The sequence below is a fragment of the Lysobacter antibioticus genome, from assembly GCF_000731095.1.
GTDB classification, from domain to species: Bacteria; Pseudomonadota; Gammaproteobacteria; order Xanthomonadales; family Xanthomonadaceae; genus Lysobacter; species Lysobacter antibioticus_B.
The window spans coordinates 13172-28038 of the sequence record NZ_JMTZ01000030.1 but is presented as its reverse complement, the minus strand read 5'-3'; the positions used below and the strand labels follow the sequence as shown (position 1 = coordinate 28038).

The 14867-nt window shown below is 68.3% G+C and carries 17 protein-coding genes; 11 read left to right on the top strand and 6 right to left on the bottom strand.

Annotation, left to right across the window (positions count from 1 at the left end):
* The first annotated feature begins 155 nt into the window (after nucleotides 1-155).
* Nucleotides 156-596, top strand: a complete 441-nt coding sequence (locus EX88_RS0110765; RefSeq protein WP_031372000.1) for a hypothetical protein — start codon at nucleotides 156-158, stop codon at nucleotides 594-596.
* 33 nt (nucleotides 597-629) lie between these two features.
* On the opposite strand, the gene EX88_RS0110760 is transcribed toward EX88_RS0110765, so the two are convergent.
* From EX88_RS0110760 to EX88_RS0110750, 3 genes are all read right to left on the bottom strand, one after another.
* A complete protein-coding gene (locus EX88_RS0110760) occupies nucleotides 630-1475 on the bottom strand; it encodes a sterol desaturase family protein (protein ID WP_031371999.1) in 846 nt (281 codons plus the stop codon).
* Complete coding sequence (locus EX88_RS24495) at nucleotides 1475-1984, bottom strand: SRPBCC family protein (protein WP_051884937.1); 510 nt, start codon at nucleotides 1982-1984, stop codon at nucleotides 1475-1477. Before EX88_RS24495 ends, EX88_RS0110760 begins: the two co-directional genes overlap by 1 nt.
* Nucleotides 1985-2139: 155 nt before the next feature.
* Nucleotides 2140-2820 carry an SIR2 family NAD-dependent protein deacylase gene (locus EX88_RS0110750; protein ID WP_031371997.1) on the bottom strand — a complete coding sequence of 227 codons (681 nt, stop codon included), beginning with the start codon at nucleotides 2818-2820 and terminating at the stop codon, nucleotides 2140-2142.
* 368 nt (nucleotides 2821-3188) lie between these two features.
* Between EX88_RS0110750 and EX88_RS0110745 the strand changes: the two genes are divergently transcribed.
* The 3 genes from EX88_RS0110745 to EX88_RS0110735 all read left to right on the top strand — a co-directional run bounded on the left by EX88_RS0110745 (nucleotide 3189) and on the right by EX88_RS0110735 (nucleotide 5781).
* A complete protein-coding gene (locus EX88_RS0110745; protein WP_031371996.1) occupies nucleotides 3189-4715 on the top strand; it encodes an amidohydrolase family protein in 1527 nt (508 codons plus the stop codon).
* Nucleotides 4716-4760: 45 nt separating this feature from the next.
* Nucleotides 4761-5051, top strand: coding sequence for a hypothetical protein (locus tag EX88_RS0110740; protein ID WP_051884936.1), 291 nt, complete (start codon nucleotides 4761-4763; stop codon nucleotides 5049-5051).
* Between the two features lie 85 nt (nucleotides 5052-5136).
* Nucleotides 5137-5781 carry an HAD-IA family hydrolase gene (locus tag EX88_RS0110735; RefSeq protein ID WP_031371994.1) on the top strand — a complete coding sequence of 215 codons (645 nt, stop codon included), beginning with the start codon at nucleotides 5137-5139 and terminating at the stop codon, nucleotides 5779-5781.
* Nucleotides 5782-5806: 25 nt separating this feature from the next.
* Here EX88_RS0110735 and ftrA read toward each other — a convergent pair whose 3' ends face one another.
* Complete coding sequence (gene ftrA, locus EX88_RS0110730) at nucleotides 5807-6808, bottom strand: transcriptional regulator FtrA (protein WP_031371993.1); 1002 nt, start codon at nucleotides 6806-6808, stop codon at nucleotides 5807-5809.
* A 95-nt stretch (nucleotides 6809-6903) separates the two neighbouring features.
* On the opposite strand from ftrA, the gene EX88_RS0110725 reads away from it, so the two are divergent.
* The 4 genes from EX88_RS0110725 to EX88_RS0110710 all read left to right on the top strand — a co-directional run bounded on the left by EX88_RS0110725 (nucleotide 6904) and on the right by EX88_RS0110710 (nucleotide 9844).
* A complete protein-coding gene (locus EX88_RS0110725) occupies nucleotides 6904-7308 on the top strand; it encodes a rhodanese-like domain-containing protein (RefSeq protein ID WP_031371992.1) in 405 nt (134 codons plus the stop codon).
* Between the two features lie 395 nt (nucleotides 7309-7703).
* Nucleotides 7704-8132: a RidA family protein gene (locus EX88_RS0110720; RefSeq protein WP_031371991.1), complete on the top strand. Its 429-nt coding sequence runs from the start codon at nucleotides 7704-7706 to the stop codon at nucleotides 8130-8132.
* A 200-nt stretch (nucleotides 8133-8332) separates the two neighbouring features.
* Complete coding sequence (locus EX88_RS0110715; protein ID WP_031371990.1) at nucleotides 8333-8887, top strand: HD domain-containing protein; 555 nt, start codon at nucleotides 8333-8335, stop codon at nucleotides 8885-8887.
* 75 nt (nucleotides 8888-8962) lie between these two features.
* Entirely contained in the window at nucleotides 8963-9844 is an 882-nt protein-coding gene (locus EX88_RS0110710; protein ID WP_031371989.1) for an aldo/keto reductase, read from the top strand.
* A 70-nt stretch (nucleotides 9845-9914) separates the two neighbouring features.
* Here the strand turns inward: EX88_RS0110710 and EX88_RS0110705 are convergent, their stop codons facing one another.
* The gene (locus EX88_RS0110705) at nucleotides 9915-10454 is read right to left on the bottom strand and encodes an SRPBCC family protein (RefSeq protein WP_031371988.1); all 540 of its coding nucleotides are present in this window, start codon (nucleotides 10452-10454) and stop codon (nucleotides 9915-9917) included.
* 18 nt (nucleotides 10455-10472) lie between these two features.
* Nucleotides 10473-10907 carry a YciI family protein gene (locus tag EX88_RS0110700; RefSeq protein ID WP_031371987.1) on the bottom strand — a complete coding sequence of 145 codons (435 nt, stop codon included), beginning with the start codon at nucleotides 10905-10907 and terminating at the stop codon, nucleotides 10473-10475.
* A gap of 265 nt (nucleotides 10908-11172) precedes the next feature.
* On the opposite strand from EX88_RS0110700, the gene EX88_RS0110695 reads away from it, so the two are divergent.
* The 3 genes from EX88_RS0110695 to EX88_RS0110685 all read left to right on the top strand — a co-directional run bounded on the left by EX88_RS0110695 (nucleotide 11173) and on the right by EX88_RS0110685 (nucleotide 14747).
* A complete protein-coding gene (locus EX88_RS0110695) occupies nucleotides 11173-12228 on the top strand; it encodes an alpha/beta fold hydrolase (RefSeq protein WP_031371986.1) in 1056 nt (351 codons plus the stop codon).
* A 256-nt stretch (nucleotides 12229-12484) separates the two neighbouring features.
* Nucleotides 12485-13390: a phosphogluconate dehydrogenase (NAD(+)-dependent, decarboxylating) gene (gene gnd / locus EX88_RS0110690; protein ID WP_031371985.1), complete on the top strand. Its 906-nt coding sequence runs from the start codon at nucleotides 12485-12487 to the stop codon at nucleotides 13388-13390.
* 118 nt (nucleotides 13391-13508) lie between these two features.
* Nucleotides 13509-14747: a DUF1624 domain-containing protein gene (locus EX88_RS0110685; RefSeq protein WP_051884935.1), complete on the top strand. Its 1239-nt coding sequence runs from the start codon at nucleotides 13509-13511 to the stop codon at nucleotides 14745-14747.
* The last annotated feature ends 120 nt before the right edge of the window (nucleotides 14748-14867 follow it).

Genomic DNA, 14867 nt, shown 5'->3' with positions numbered 1-14867 from the left:
GCGCGGCGGTCGTCGCGCCGGACAGGGGAATGCGGATGCAGGCGGTCGGACAGGTCCGCCGAGACATCGCGCAATGCCGCGTCGGGTGCCCGCCCTGCGTAGGTTCCCTTCTGTCGACCAGATCGCGCCGCCAGGCGCCCGAGCAGGAGTGGACCATGCACAGGATCTTCGGCGGCCTGATTTCGGTGATCCTGCTCGGCGTCTACGTGCACCTCATCACCGTGGCGGTGGAGGTGGTGAACTGCGGCGGCGCCCCCAACTGCACGGTGTTCAACGACGGCATGGCCCAGGCGTTTTCGGTGATCGGCGGCCTGGTGTCGGCGCTGGTCATCGCCGAGCTCGCGATCGCCAAGCCGGGCGAGGCGCCCGGGACCCGCGTGCTCGATTCCGGCGCTTCGGTCGGCGCGGTGCGCACGGTCACCATCGTCTCGGTGGCGTTCGTGCTGGTATGGATCGGCGCGGGGCTGACCGCCTTCATGGTCGGGCTGTACCACCCGAAGGGGCTGCCGGTGCTGACCACCCACGGCCAGGCCTGGCTCGGTCTGGCGGTGTCGGCGGCCTATGCCTATTTCGGACTTTCGCCGGGCGGTCGTTGAGCGTCGCCGCCGGAGTCGGACGGCAGGGCGCCGTCAGTCGCGCGGTTGCGTATGCGACAGCGCCCGCTCCGGCGGCCCGAACAACTGTCCGACCACACCGCGCAGACCGCGCGCGCGCCAGGCGTCGCCGAACATCGCGACCCATTCGTGGAACGTCAGGCGGATCGGGTTGTGCCCGCGCACCTGGCCGACGATGCCGTACTCGCAGGGCACGTCCGCGTCTTCCTCGGTGTAGGTGCCGAACAATTTGTCCCAGACGATCAGCACACCAGCGTAATTGCGGTCGATGTACTGCGGGTTGCGCGCATGGTGGACGCGGTGATGCGAGGGCGTATTGAAGACTTTCTCGAACCAGCCGAGCTTGCCGACCGCCTGGGTGTGGACGAAGAACTGGAAGCCCAGGTTGATCGCGACCACCGCGACGATATGGCGGGGCTCGAAACCGATCCAGGCCAAGGGCAGCCAGAACAGCCACATGCCGGAAATCGGATAGGTCAGGCTTTGCCGGAACGCGGTCGACAGGTTGAGCCGTTCGGAAGAATGGTGGGTGACGTGCGAGGCCCACAGCCAGCGCACGCGGTGACTGCTGCGGTGGAACCAGTAATAGAAAAAATCCTGGGCGACGAACAAGCCGACGATGGTCCACCACGACGCCGGCGGCAGTTCGAACAGGCGGTGGGCGTAGACGGCGTAGTACAGGCCGATCACCAGCAGCCAGGCGATGGCGTCGCTGGCCTGGTGCATCAGCGCCAGCGCCGCGTTCGAAAGAGTGTCGCGCAGGCTGTATTGCTCCGGCCGGCGCTTGCGCCAATACCAGGCCTCGACGCCGATCAGCAGCAGGAAGACCGGCGCCATCGCCAGCAGTATCCACTCCTGCATCAATCGCGCTCCCGTCGCCAGGCGGTTTCCAGGGCCTCGGCCATGCGTTCCAGGCATTGCCGCATCGCCACCTGCATGAAGCCGTGCAGCAAGGGCCAGGCGAACGGCCAGGCCAGGGCATTGGTCAGCTCGAAGTCGTAGCGCCAAAGCACGCGGGTGGAGGTCGGTGTGCCGGCCGAACGCTCGATCGATTCGGCGGCGAAGGTCCAGTCGGCGTGGCCTTCGCGCGCGAGCCAGGCCAGCGGCCCGCGGAACCCGCTCAAGGTATAGGCGTGGCGGCGCGGCGGATCGAAGGCGGTGATGCGCTCCATCAGGCGCGAGCCGTCCTGGTTCTCCAGCGTGCGCATGCTGCCGACCGCGGGCGGCGCCAGCGGGGTGATGCGGCGCAGGCCGGGAATCGGGCCGTAGCCTTCGAACAGGGCCGGGAAGCGCTCAGGATCCAGGGCCAAGGCGAATACCGCCTCGGGCGTGGCGGAGATGCTGCGTTCGGCGAGTAGGGAGACGCGCATTCAGCGAGTCTAGAAGGTCGCGCGCGACGAATCCATACGGCGGCGCAGGTTCTGCGTGGACGGTCGCGATTACCTGGCGGACGGGGCCATGAGGGTCTGCCGGCCGGCTATCGATCAGCCGGCTATCTATCGATCAGCGGGTTATCGACTCGCGCTCAGCGCAGCCATTCCTCGACCAACGGCGGTACCACCGCGGTCGCCGTGCCTTGCAGGAAGCGATAACCGCGAGGCACCTCCTGCAGCTCGGGCGAGACGAAGCAGCGCTCGGCCGAGAACGGGGCATACGCGACCAGGCCGGCGGCCGGGTAGACGCTCAACGAGGTGCCGATCGCCAGCACCTTGGCCGCGGTCGAGAAATGCGCCTCGGCCTGGTCCATGTGGCGCACGGCTTCGCCGAACCAGACCACGTCGGGGCGCAGCTGGCTGCCGCGTTCGCACAGGTCGCCGAGTTCGATCAGCGGGCGCTTGAGCGGATAGATCCGTTCCGGCGCGACGGTATTGCGCGCCTTGAGGATTTCGCCGTGCACGTGGATCACCGTCGACGAACCGGCGCGTTCGTGCAGGTCGTCGATGTTCTGGGTGATCACCACGACCTCGTACTTCTCTTCGAGCCGGGCGATGGCCAGGTGGGCGGCGTTCGGTCGCGCCGCGAGCACGCCCTTGCGGCGCTCGTTGTAGAAGCGCAGCACGGTGGCCGGATCGCGTTGCCAGGCCTGCGGCGAGGCGACGTCTTCGAGGCGGTACTCGTGCCAGAGTCCGCCCATGTCGCGGAAGGTCTTGAGCCCGCTCTCGGCGCTGACGCCGGCGCCGGTGAAGACGACGATCTTGTCTTTCACGACGGTGCCCGCTCGGTCGACGCGATGAATCCGTTGCGATGAACCCGATGAGTGGCGTGTTGCATGACTCGAACCTGTTGCCGGAGAAAGCGGAGGCGCAGCTCCGGACAGGAGGATATCCGAGACCGCCGCCCGCCGTTTTCGCGGCAGCCGGGGCGAGCGCTTGCGGATGCGGCCGAACCGAGGGGCGGAGGGAGCTAGGGTGGCGAGAGCTAGGGTGGCGAGCGCTTTCAACCCTGGCGCCGGTCCGTGCATCTGTCGTTGGCGCGGGCGTGCCGGTCCGCGTGCGACCTGCGGCCGATGCCGCCGGATCGGCCGCCTATTATCGTCGACGGATCATCGGCACGAGAACGAGCCAGGAGTCGGGAATGATCGCTTACTTGTTGGCCTTGACCTTGGGGGCCACGAATCCTGCGGGCGCGACCGCCGCCGGCGCCGCCGACACGGCCCCGGCGCAAGCGGCCGGCACCTGGCTGGTCTCCGACGTCACCGTGATCCCGGCCGATACCGACGAGGTGCTGCCGCACCGCAGCGTGCTGATCCGCGACGGCCGCATCGTGCGGATCCTGGCACCGGGCGCGAAGGCGAAAGCGCATGGCGCGACCGCCATCGACGGACGCGGCAAGTACTTGGTGCCCGGGTTCGTCGATGCGCACGTGCACCTCGCCAACGAAGGCGCGATCCGCGACAGCAAGGACCCGAGGATCTCCACGCTCGATCTTGGGTCGGCGCATCGCTACGACCGCCAGGTGATGCTCGGCTTGCTCAAGGCCGGGGTGACCGGCGCGGCCAATCTCGGCGGTGGCGCGCGCAGCGACGAAGACCTGCTGTGGCTGCGCGAGGAAATCGCCGCCGGCCGTATCGCCGGGCCGCAGTTGTATGTCGGCAAGCGCATCAACGGCCCGCGCGCTGCGGTCGCTGTGCAACCGGCCGCAACGGTGCCGGCCTCGAAGCCGGAGGCGCCGACCACTGCCGCCGACGGCGCCGCGGCGGTGCGCCAGGCGCGCGAGCGCGGCTACGATTTCATCAAGCCCTATCAGTTCCTCAACCGCGAGACTTATCGAGCGGTCGTCGACGAGGCCGGGCGGCAGGGCATGATCACCAGCGGCCATCTGCCCGAGCTGGGTTGCGCGAGCTGCGCCGACCGCGCCTTCGCCTTCGCCCATCCGATGGACAACATCGCCCACAGCGAAGAGCTGACCCGCTACGCGCGCATCGGCTCCGATCTGGCGCCGCGCGACCTCGACGTGCTGGCCGATGCGGTCGCCGAACGCAAGATCGCGGTCACGCCGACCCTGGTCACGCTCAAGACCATCGTCGGCATGTACGTGCAGCGCGCGGTGCCGCCTGTGCCGGGCGATTGGGCGGCGCGCGTCGATCCGGTCACCCGCATCGACTGGGCGCCGCCGGCCAACCGCTACCTGAGCCAGGCATTCCGCGACCAGGACGGCGCCGATACTTTCTCGGCCGGCTACGACTTCGCCCGCGTGCTGACCCGGCAGTTGTGGAAACGCGGCGTGCCGCTGACGGTCGGCACCGATGCGTCCCTGCCGGGCCTGGCCTTCGGCGTCTCGGTGCAGCAGGAAATGATCGAACTGCGCGAGATCGGCCTGCGCCCGATCGAGGTGCTGCGCGCGGCCTCGATCAACGCGCATCGTCTGTTCGACCCCAAAAGCGGCAGCGGCGCGGTGCGCGAGGGCGAGCGCGCCAATCTGGTGTTGCTCGACGCCGACCCGCTGGCCGACCTCCACAACGTCGCCAAGATCGCCGGCGTGTTCGCGCAAGGGCGTTGGCTGCCGATGGCCGAGATCGACCGCCGTCTGGACGAAGGGCGGGCCTTCGAGCAGGCATTGTCGCGGCAGATCCAGACTCATCCGGCGCATCCGGGCGACTGAGGGCCGCGGCTTACACTCACCGCCGCGGTCGGGCAAGATCGCAGCATGGTCTGCGAACACCTGCGCCCGCTCGAACACGCCCTGGCCGCGGCCGGCATTGCGGTCGGCTTTCGCGGCCAGGCCTGGTCGGAGCAATGCCGCGAATGGGTGTATTACTCCGCGGTGCTCGACATGAAGTCGATTCGTCCCTACCTGCCCGACTGCGTCGAGCCGCACGAGAACCTGGACCCGCGTTCGGGCCAGGAGCGCGGCTTCTATTGCACGCAATGCCACGACGCGGTCATGGGCTTGCTCAAGGGTGGGCGCAAGTTTCGCATGCCGCCGCGCAAGGCCTGATCGCGCGCGGGCGCGTGTTTGCCGCGTCGTATTCATCGCGTCGCTGCCCGTGGCGAGTCGCCGCGGACGCGCGGATAATCGCGGCATGAACGACCACGGCCTCGCTACGGCCCAGGCGCCGGGCTATGCGGCGTTGTTGATCGATTTCGACGGCGTGCTGCGCCGATGGCCGGCCAGCGACGATGCGATCGAAATCGCCCACGGCCTGCCGATCGGCAGCCTGCGGCGCATCGCCTTCGTGCCGGCCTTGCTGGACCAGGCGCTGGCCGGCCGCATTACCGACGAGCAATGGCGCGAGCAAGTGGCCGAGCGCCTGCGTGCGAGCTATCCCGGCAGCGAGGCCGAGGCCGCGGTCGGGCAGTGGTCGCAGCCTTGCGGACAGCTCGATACCGAGGTCATGGCCTTGCTCGACGACTGCCGTCCCGATCTGCGCCTGGTCCTGGTCAGCAATGCGACCACGCGGCTGGCGCGCGACCTGCAGACGCTCGGGCTGAGCGAACGCTTCGACGCCGTGGTCAACTCTAGCGAACTCGGCTTGCTGAAGCCGGAGCCGGAGATCTTCCGTGCGGCGTTCGCCCGTGCCGGGGTCGAGGCGCGGCAGGCGCTGTTCGTCGACGACGACCCCGACAACGTCGCCGCCGCGGTGGCACTGGGCGCGCGCGGCTTGCGCTATCGCGACTGCGAGGGGCTGCGGGGTTGGCTGGAGGCCGCCGGCGTGTTGCGCGACTAACCGGGTCGATGCGGGTTAGGGCGACTTAGCGGTTCGCAGCCGCTGAGGCGTCGCGGGCGAAGCGCTCGCGGTAATCGCGCGGGCTCAGCCCGAGCTTGCGGCGGAAGTGATGGCGCATGGTGATGGCACTGCCGAAGCCGGTGCTGCCGGCGATGCGGTCGATCGCCCAGGCCGTGGTTTCGAGCAGTTCGCGCGCGCGGTCGACGCGCGCCTGGATCAGCCAGTCGGCCGGAGTCATGCCGGTGCTCTGCTTGAAGCGGCGCATGAAGTTGCGTTCGCTCATCGCGGCCATGTCGGCGAGCACCGCCACCGGCAGCGGTTCGGCGAGGCGCTTGCGCATGCGTTCGAGCAAGGGCGACAGCGCGTTGTCGGCCTCGCGCTCGATCGGGCGGTCGATGTACTGGGCCTGGCCGCCTTCGCGGTGCGGCGGGATCACCAGGCGGCGGGCGACGTGGTTGGCGATCTTCGGCCCCCAATCGCGGCGTACCAGGTGCAGGCACAAGTCCAGGCCGGCGGCGCTGCCGGCCGAGGTCAGCAGGCTGCCTTCGTCGATGTACAAGGCATTCGGATCGACACGGATGCGCGGATAGCGCTCGCGCAGGGCGTCCACATAGCGCCAGTGCGTGGTCGCGCGGCGTTCGTCGAGCAGCCCGGTCGCGGCGAGCGCGAACGCGCCCGAGCAGATCGACAGCAGGCGCGCACCGCGCGCATGGGCTTCGCGCAGCGCTTCGACGATGCGTGTCGGCACCGCGGCATCGATCGAACTCCAACCGGGAATGATCACCGTACCGGCGCGCACCAGGCGGTCGAGTCCGCCATCGGCGGAAATCTTCAGCCCGTACTGGCCGCGCAAAGGGCGGCGTTGCGCGGCGCAGGTCTCGAAGCGGTACCAGCCCGCGCCGAGTTCTGGCCGCGCCAAACCGAACACCTCGGCGGCGCAGGAGAATTCGAACGCGCACAGGCCGTCGTAGGCGAGCACGGCGACGCGCGGGTTGGTGGGGCCGGGGCGGGGTGTCGACTTCGGCATGATTTGATCGATGCTTGGCATTCCTGCCAATAGTGGCCGGAGCCGGCCGCGCCGACAATGGCTGCACCTCCTCCCATCGTTTCCCGGAACCCGCCATGCGCAACGCCGTCACCGAGATCCCTGCCGCTGCGTCCGAGCTGGCCCTGCAGCACTTTCAATCGCAGTTCGCCTTCGAGACCGATTGCTGGGATACCCACGAAGCCTTGCAATCGGGCGCGCCCGGTTTCGTCCTGATCGACGCGCGCAGCCCCGCGCTTTACGCGAAAGGCCATTTGCCGGGCGCGATCAGCCTGCCGCACCGCAAGATCATCGCCTCGAAGATGAGCGCGTACCCGCCCTCGACCCTGTTCGTGGTCTATTGCGCCGGGCCGCATTGCAACGGCGCGGCGCGCGCGGCGGTGCGCCTCGCTCAGCTGGGCCTGGCGGTCAAGCTGATGGCCGGCGGAATCACCGGTTGGCTAGACGAAGGCTTTGCGCTGAATGTCGGCGACAGGCCCTGAAACCTTCGTCGGGACGCAGGCTCCTGCCCGACGCCACGCTGCCCGATCCACACCGCACTCCCCCTTTGTTGAGGGGGGCGGGGGGATTTGCTCTTGCTCTCTCTGTCGCCTCATCGGCTGAAGCAAATCCCCACGCGCCGGCGTGCCGGGCTTCGTGCGCTTCGGGCGTGGCCCCGTTACCAAAGGGAGCAAAGAAGGCGCGGGCTTCGTCTGCATCCAGCCATCGATGCAGGCCGATGGCCACGCTGACGAGACCAGCCGAGCCGGCGGATGTCACAGACCGATGCAGTGAATCGTCGTGAGCTAGAGAGCGAGTCGAAGCGCCGCACTGACCGTCGTATTGAATATGACGGCGATCGACCGCAGCTCGATAACCCCACATCGAAGGAATCGCAATGAACGCTGCAAACCCGAAGCCGGTCCTGATCCTCAGCAACCCGGCCGGTCTCTACGATCCCGCCCCCAATGGTTACTCGCACGTGGCCGAAGTCGCCGGCGCGGTGCGCTGGGTGTTCGTCGCCGGGCAGGGCGGCGAAACCGCCGACGGCGCGCTCGCCGACGATTTCCAGGCGCAGGTGCGCCAGGCCATGCACAACTTGGTCATCGCGTTGAGGTCGGCCGGCGCATCGCCGTCGGACGTGGTCAAGCTGACCGTGTTGATCGTCGATCACAGCGAAGCGCGCCTGCATACGTTCGGCGCCGAACTGGCCGCGGCCTTCGGCAGCGAGCACCGCCCGACCTGCACCCTGATTCCGGTGCCGAGACTGGCGCTGGACGGCATGCTGTTCGAGATCGAGGCGCTCGCCGCCGTCGCGGCTACGTAAGCGCAGCGAGGGCGCGCAAGCGTTTCTCAGCGGAAACATTGCGCCGGGACCGGCGCGGCTGCGGCGGTCTATAATGGCCGCAGCGGCCGTGCCGGTTCGCAGCCCGCGAACGACCCGTCGCCGTCCCCTTTCCGATTCCCGCCGCGCAGCCGATGCTGCGTGGCGCGAGCCGCTGGGCGGAGACCTGCAAGGAGCAGCTCATGCACACGACCCATGGATTGTTGATTCGCGCCGCCGCCTTCGCGGCCGAGCGCCACCGCCATCAACGCCGCCGCGATGCCGAGGCCTCGCCCTACATCAATCACCCCATCGCCCTGGCCGACGTGCTGGCCAACGAAGGCGGCGTCGACGACGCGAACGCCTTGTGCGCGGCCTTGTTGCACGACACCGTCGAGGACACGCAGACCAGCGCGGCCGAGATCGAAGCGGCGTTCGGCGCGCGTATCGCCGCCATCGTGCTCGAGGTCAGCGACGACAAGTCGCTGCCCAAGGCCGAGCGCAAGCGCCTGCAGATCGAGCACGCGCCGCAGCTGTCGCGCGAGGCCCAGCTGATCAAGCTGGCCGACAAGATCTGCAACTTGCGCGATCTGCTCGCGCAACCGCCGGCGGATTGGCCGGCGCAACGCAAGCAGGATTATTTCGATTGGTCGGCGCAGGTCGTCGCCGGCGTGCGTGGTGTCCACCCGGGTCTCGAGGCGGTGTTCGACGAGGTGCATGCGCGCGCGGGCGAACTGGTCGAGCGGCAGCCGGCCTGATCGCCGAGGCGGTGCGGACTTCTGCCGCCGCGGGCGACCCCCTAGACTGGGGTCTTTCGACTTCGGCCCCCGCCCATGTCCCATCCGGATCCGTTCCTGTCTCCGATCGTCGCCGGCGCCTGGCGCATGGCCGAGTGGAATTTCGACGTCCAGCAACGCCTGCACTGGATCGGCGCGGCCCTGGATCTCGGCATCACCAGCTTCGACCACGCCGACATCTACGGCGACTACGGCGTCGAGGCCTTGTTCGGCGAGGCCCTGGCGGCGAATCCCGGATTGCGCGAGCGCATCCAGATCGTCAGCAAGTGCGGAATCAAGTTGACTTCGGCGCAACGCCCGTCGCACCGGGTCAAGTCCTACGACACCTCGCCCGAGCACGTGATTGCTTCGGTCGAGAATTCATTGCGCGCGCTGCGCACCGATCGCCTCGACCTGTTGTTGATCCACCGCCCCGACCTGTTGATGGACGCTGATGCGCTCGGCCGTTGTTTCGACGAGCTCAAGGCGGCCGGCAAAGTCCTGCAGGTCGGCGTGTCCAATCATTCGCCGTCGCAACTGGCGCTGCTGCATTCGCGGCATTCGCTGGCGACGCACCAGGTCGAACTCTCGCCGCTGCATCTGGCGGCGCTGGACGACGGCACGCTCGACCAATGCCAGACCCTGGGAATGCGGCCGATGATCTGGTCGCCGCTCGGCGGCGGGCGTTTGTTCAGCCAGGGCGATGCCCAGGCCGTACGCGTGCACGAGGTGTTGGCCGCGCTCGGCGAACGCTACGGCGCCTCGGTGGCGACGATGGCCTATGCCTGGTTGCTGCGGCATCCGTCGCGGCCGTGGCCGATCACAGGCAGCGGCCGCGTCCAGGGCCTGCGCGATGCGGTCGCGGCGCTGTCGATCGAGCTCGATGCCGAGGACTGGTACCGGATCTGGCAAGCCGGCGCGGGTCGCGAGATCGCCTGATCGGAGCGCGAAACGACGAAGGCCGCATCGCGGCGGCCTTCGTGGGTAATCCGTTGCCGGACTGGCGCGCTCAGGCGCGCGCCTGGCCTTCGGCGATGCTCTTGAGTTGCCTCAGGCCGTCCTCGAACTGAGCGCCGAGCACCTTGTCCATGTTCATGAGCAAGCCCACCGCCTTGAACATGAAGTTCTTCTCGCCGCTCATCGACCAGGTCACCTCGGTCTTGTCGCCGACCGGCTTGAAGGCGAACTCGGCGAGGTTGGTGGCCTGGAAGGGCTTGCGGAACGCGAGCTGGATCCGCATGCGTTCGCCGGGCCGGCTTTCGAGTACAGTCGCGCGGCCTTCGCCGGCGTCCTTGTTGCCGGCCCAATCGTAGATCGCGCCTTCGCCGATGGCCGGGCCTTCGTAACGACGCTGCAGGTTGGGGTCGAGCTTCTCGTACGGGGACCACGCCGGCCATATGCGGAAATCCTCGACCTGGGCGAAGGCCACGGCGGGCGGCGCATCGACGACGATGCTGCGGGCGATGCGGAACTTCGATGGCTGCAGGGCGGCGATGATGGCGAACACGACGACGAGTACGACGATGACGAGCAAGATGATCTTGAACATGCGGGTGTCTGCTTAAGTTTAGAGGGAAGGGATGGGGCTCAGGATGCCGCGATTCTGCAACTGCTCGAAGCCTGCGGCGGCCTGCTGCACGTCTTCGGGAAAATCTTCCATCTCCTGGACCTGACGCACTTCGATGGTCTCGTTGTCCGAGCCCGGGCAGCGCGTGGCCCAGGCGATCGCTTCTTCGCGCGAGGCGACATCGATCATCCAGTAGCCGCCCAGCACTTCCTTGGCTTCCGGGAACGGGCCGTCGGTGACCTTGGGCTTGCCGCCGGCGAAGCTGACCCGCGCGCCCATCGACGGAGGGTGCAGGCCGTCGAGCGCGATCAACACGCCGGCCTCCTGCAATTCGCGGTTGTAGGCCATCATCGCCTCGACCGCTTCTGCGCTCGGCAAGGTGCCGGCTGCGGCGGATTCGTAACCTTTGGGAATCATCAGCATCATGAAGCGCATCGGGGTATCTCCTGGGGATGTCGTTATGGGAAGCGGCGGCCGTCCGGTGTCGTAGCGTGTTGCGAAGCCGCGCTCTTGTAATGACGACGAACCGGCGACCGCCGGATCGACACGTTCGCGAAAATATTTTTTGCAGCTGCCGTCGGCGCATCCGGGCAGTGCTGCGGAACTGAATCGCATCTGTCTCGGCCGCCGCGGCCCCCATCTCGCTGCGGCGCACTCCTGCTTACCATCGCCGCTTCATTGACCGAAGGCGAGGGCGGTAATGAGCAGTCCGAACAAGACCTGCGGCAGGCTGGCGACGGCGCTGCTGGCGACCGTGGCCTGGGCGGCCGGCGCGGCCGATGCGCCGCCCGGGCCGACAGCGAAAGCCGTTCCGGATCTGGCCTTGGACGCCTACGCCGAACCCGCGCAGCGGGTCGACATCGGCAAGGGGCGCCATCTCAATCTGCGCTGCAGCGGTCAGGGCGAGCCGACGGTCCTGTTGGACGCCGGTTTCGCTGCGGATTCGCTGTCCTGGGCCAAGGCGCAGCCGCTGATCGCCGAACGCAACCGCGTCTGCGCCTACGACCGCGCCGGCGTCGGCTACAGCGACCCCGGCCCGCTGCCGCGCGATCTCGATGCCGACGTCGCCGACCTGCATGCCTTGATCGAGGCGGCCGACCTCGATACACCGTTGATCCTGATCGGCCATTCCTATGGCAGTCAGGTGGTGCGCCGTTTCGACGAGCGCTATCCCAAGCAGGTGGCGGCGCTGGTGCTGGTCGACCCGCCGGTGCAGAACGTCGCCGAATTTTCCCCCGGCTATGCCCAACGCGAAGCCGAGATCGCGCCGAAGATGCTGGCGATGTACCGCAGCTGCGAACAGGGCGCGCGGGACGGTCGGCTGACCGCGACGCCGCCGGCCGAACTCAAGTCCTGTCTGCGTGGGCCGAATCCGAACTACAGCGAACGCTTGAATGCGGCGATCCTCGCCTGGCGTTCCAAGCCGGCGTTCTGGGCCGGGTTGATCTCGGCCTCGGAACACCGCGGCGCGCTGTACGACGGGCCGGTGCCGAAGAGCGAACGCCACGACGGCAAGCCGGTGATCGTGTTGAGCGCCGACCGGCCTTATCCGGGCGCCTCGCCGAAAGACCAGCAGTCCCTCAGCGCGGCCCGCGAGCAGACCCACACCGCCTTGATCGGCACCACGCGCCTGGGCAAGCGGGTCATCATCGAGAACAGCTCGCACGACATCCCCGTCGACCAGCCGAGCGCGCCGGCGATCGCGGTGTTCGAGGCGATGCAGATGCGCCAGCGGGCGAAGACCGGCAAGGACTAGATCGCCGCATCGGCGGCGCGATCGGGCCGATGCGATCGATGAGGCGCCGAGGTTCGTGTCGGCGCCAGGTCGTGTCGATGCTGGACCGGAGCGTTGCGCATGCTGCGATTGCGACGTTTCGCTTTGCGTCCATCTTCTAGGCGATCACACCCGATTTGCATCGCAGACGCGACAATGGCGTCGACCCGGTCGCCAACGCGCACCGGAACCCGATGGATTGCGGCGCCTGCCGTCCGAATACAACAAAGGAGACATCATGGATCTGGGCATGGTCGGTCTGGGGCGCATGGGCGCCAACATGGCCGAACGACTGGTGCGCGGCGGACATCGAGTGGTCGGTTTCGACCCCGGTCCGGCGGCGCGCGAGCAGGCGGTGACGCGCGGCATTGAGGCGACTGCTTCCCTGCGCGAACTGGTTGCGGCCTTGCCGGCGCCGCGCGCGGTCTGGCTGATGGTGCCGGCCGGCGCAGTGGTCGACTCGACCCTGGCCGAACTGCTGCCCTTGCTCGCCCCCGGCGACAGCGTGGTCGACGGCGGCAACTCCAACTACAAGGACAGCATGCGGCGCGCCGCCCAACTCGCCGAGCACGGTCTGCACTATGTCGACTCCGGCACCAGCGGCGGCATCTGGGGCCTCAAGGAAGGCTATAGCCTGATGATCGGCGGCGACGAAGCCGCGGTCGAACGCCTGCGTCCGATCTTCGAGACGCTGGCGCCGGCCGCGGATCGCGGTTGGGGCCGGGTGGGGCCCAGCGGAGCCGGCCACTTCACCAAGATGGTCCACAACGGCATCGAATACGGTCTGATGCAGGCTTATGCCGAGGGCTTCGCGATCATGGGGCACAAGGCCGACTTCGGCCTGGACCTGCACCAGATCGCCGAGATCTGGCGGCACGGCAGCGTGGTGCGCTCGTGGTTGCTCGACCTGAGTTCGGACGCGCTGGCCAAGAACCCTTCGCTCGACGGCATCGCGCCCTATGTCGAGGACTCGGGCGAAGGCCGCTGGACCGTCGCCGAGGCGATCGATCTCAACGTCTCGGCGCCGGTGATCACCGCTTCGCTGCTCGAACGCCTGCGCTCGCGCGACAAGGACTCCTTCGCCGACAAGCTGCTGGCGGCGATGCGCAACGAATTCGGCGGCCACGCCATCCGCAAGGAGTAAACCGGTCTGGCCGGCGCCGCGATGGCGCCGGCCAGGGCCGCGGTAACGGTGCGGCCGGTGCCGGTGGCGGGCCCGCGCAGGCGCTATGCTCGCGGCCAGGCCATCGGAAGCCGCCGCCATGCCGAGTACGCCGTCTACCGTCGCCGCATCGGATCGGCCCGATGCCGATTCGCCCTCGTCCGCTCTCGGCCCGCCCCGCCTCGGCGCAGCGCGCCTGGACATGGTCGATGCCCTGCGCGGTCTGGTGATCGCGTTGATGGTGCTCGACCACGTGCGCGACTACTTCCACTGGCAGGCGTTCGTGTTCAGTCCGACCGACCTGGCCAAGACCACGCCGTTGTTGTTTGCGACACGCTGGGTCACCCACCTGTGTGCGCCCAGCTTCGTCCTGCTAGCCGGCGTGTCGATCTTCCTGCAACAGGCCGGCGGCGCTTATCCGCGTCCGGCGCAGTCACGGTTCCTGCTCGGCCGCGGCCTGTGGCTGATCGTGCTGGAACTGACCGTGATCGTGTTCGGCTTCAACTTCGTCTGGCCGTTCCTGTTCCTGCAGGTGATCTGGGCGATCGGCGTCGGCATGGTGGCGATGGCGGCCTTGATCTGGCTGCCGCGCACGGCGGTGCTTGCGCTTGGCATCGTCATCATCGCCGGGCACGGTTTGCTGGCGGGATTCGACCCGAGCCGATGGGGGGCGCTGGCGCCGCTGTGGACCTTGGCGATGCGGCCCGGCGCGGTGCCCGGCCTCGAAGGCTTCGTCGCCTATCCGGCACTGCCCTGGGTCGGCATCCTCTGCCTCGGCTATGGCCTCGGCCCGCTGTTCTTGTTCGATGCGCCGCGGCGCCGGCGCGTCGTCGCCGCGCTCGCGCTGGCGATGCTGGCGGCGTTCGCGATCCTGCGTGCCGGCATCGGCTTCGGCGATCCCTCGGCGTGGCAGCGCCAGGCCGACCCGCTCTTCGATGCGATGGCCTTCGTCAACGTTTCCAAGTACCCGCCTTCGCTGCTGTATGCCTTGGTCACGCTCGGCGTATCGCTGTTGGCGATGTTGGCGTTGGAGCATTGCGCGGGTTGGCTGCGGCGCGTGCTGCTCGCATTCGGCCGCACGCCCTTGTTCACCTACCTGCTGCATATCTATCTCGTGCACGGCCTGGCCTTGCTGGTCGGCGTCGCCAGCGGCATTCCGGCGGCGGTGTTCGTCGGCATTCTCGGCAACGCCGGGCGCATCGCCGAATCGGGTTGGGGGGTGAGCCTGCCGGCGGTATTCGGGCTGTGGCTGGGCGTGCTGGCGGCGCTGTATCCGCTGTCGCGCTGGTTCGCCGGGGTCAAGGCGCGGCGCCGCGATCGCTGGCTGAGTTATCTCTAGGCCTACGACGATCGTCGATCTGCGAAGCCTGCCCGCCGCATTCACGCGCGCGGTCACGTCTGAACGAATGCTGCGCTGCACCGCGCGCTAGCCTCGGTCTGCGTCCGGCGCGGTGCATCG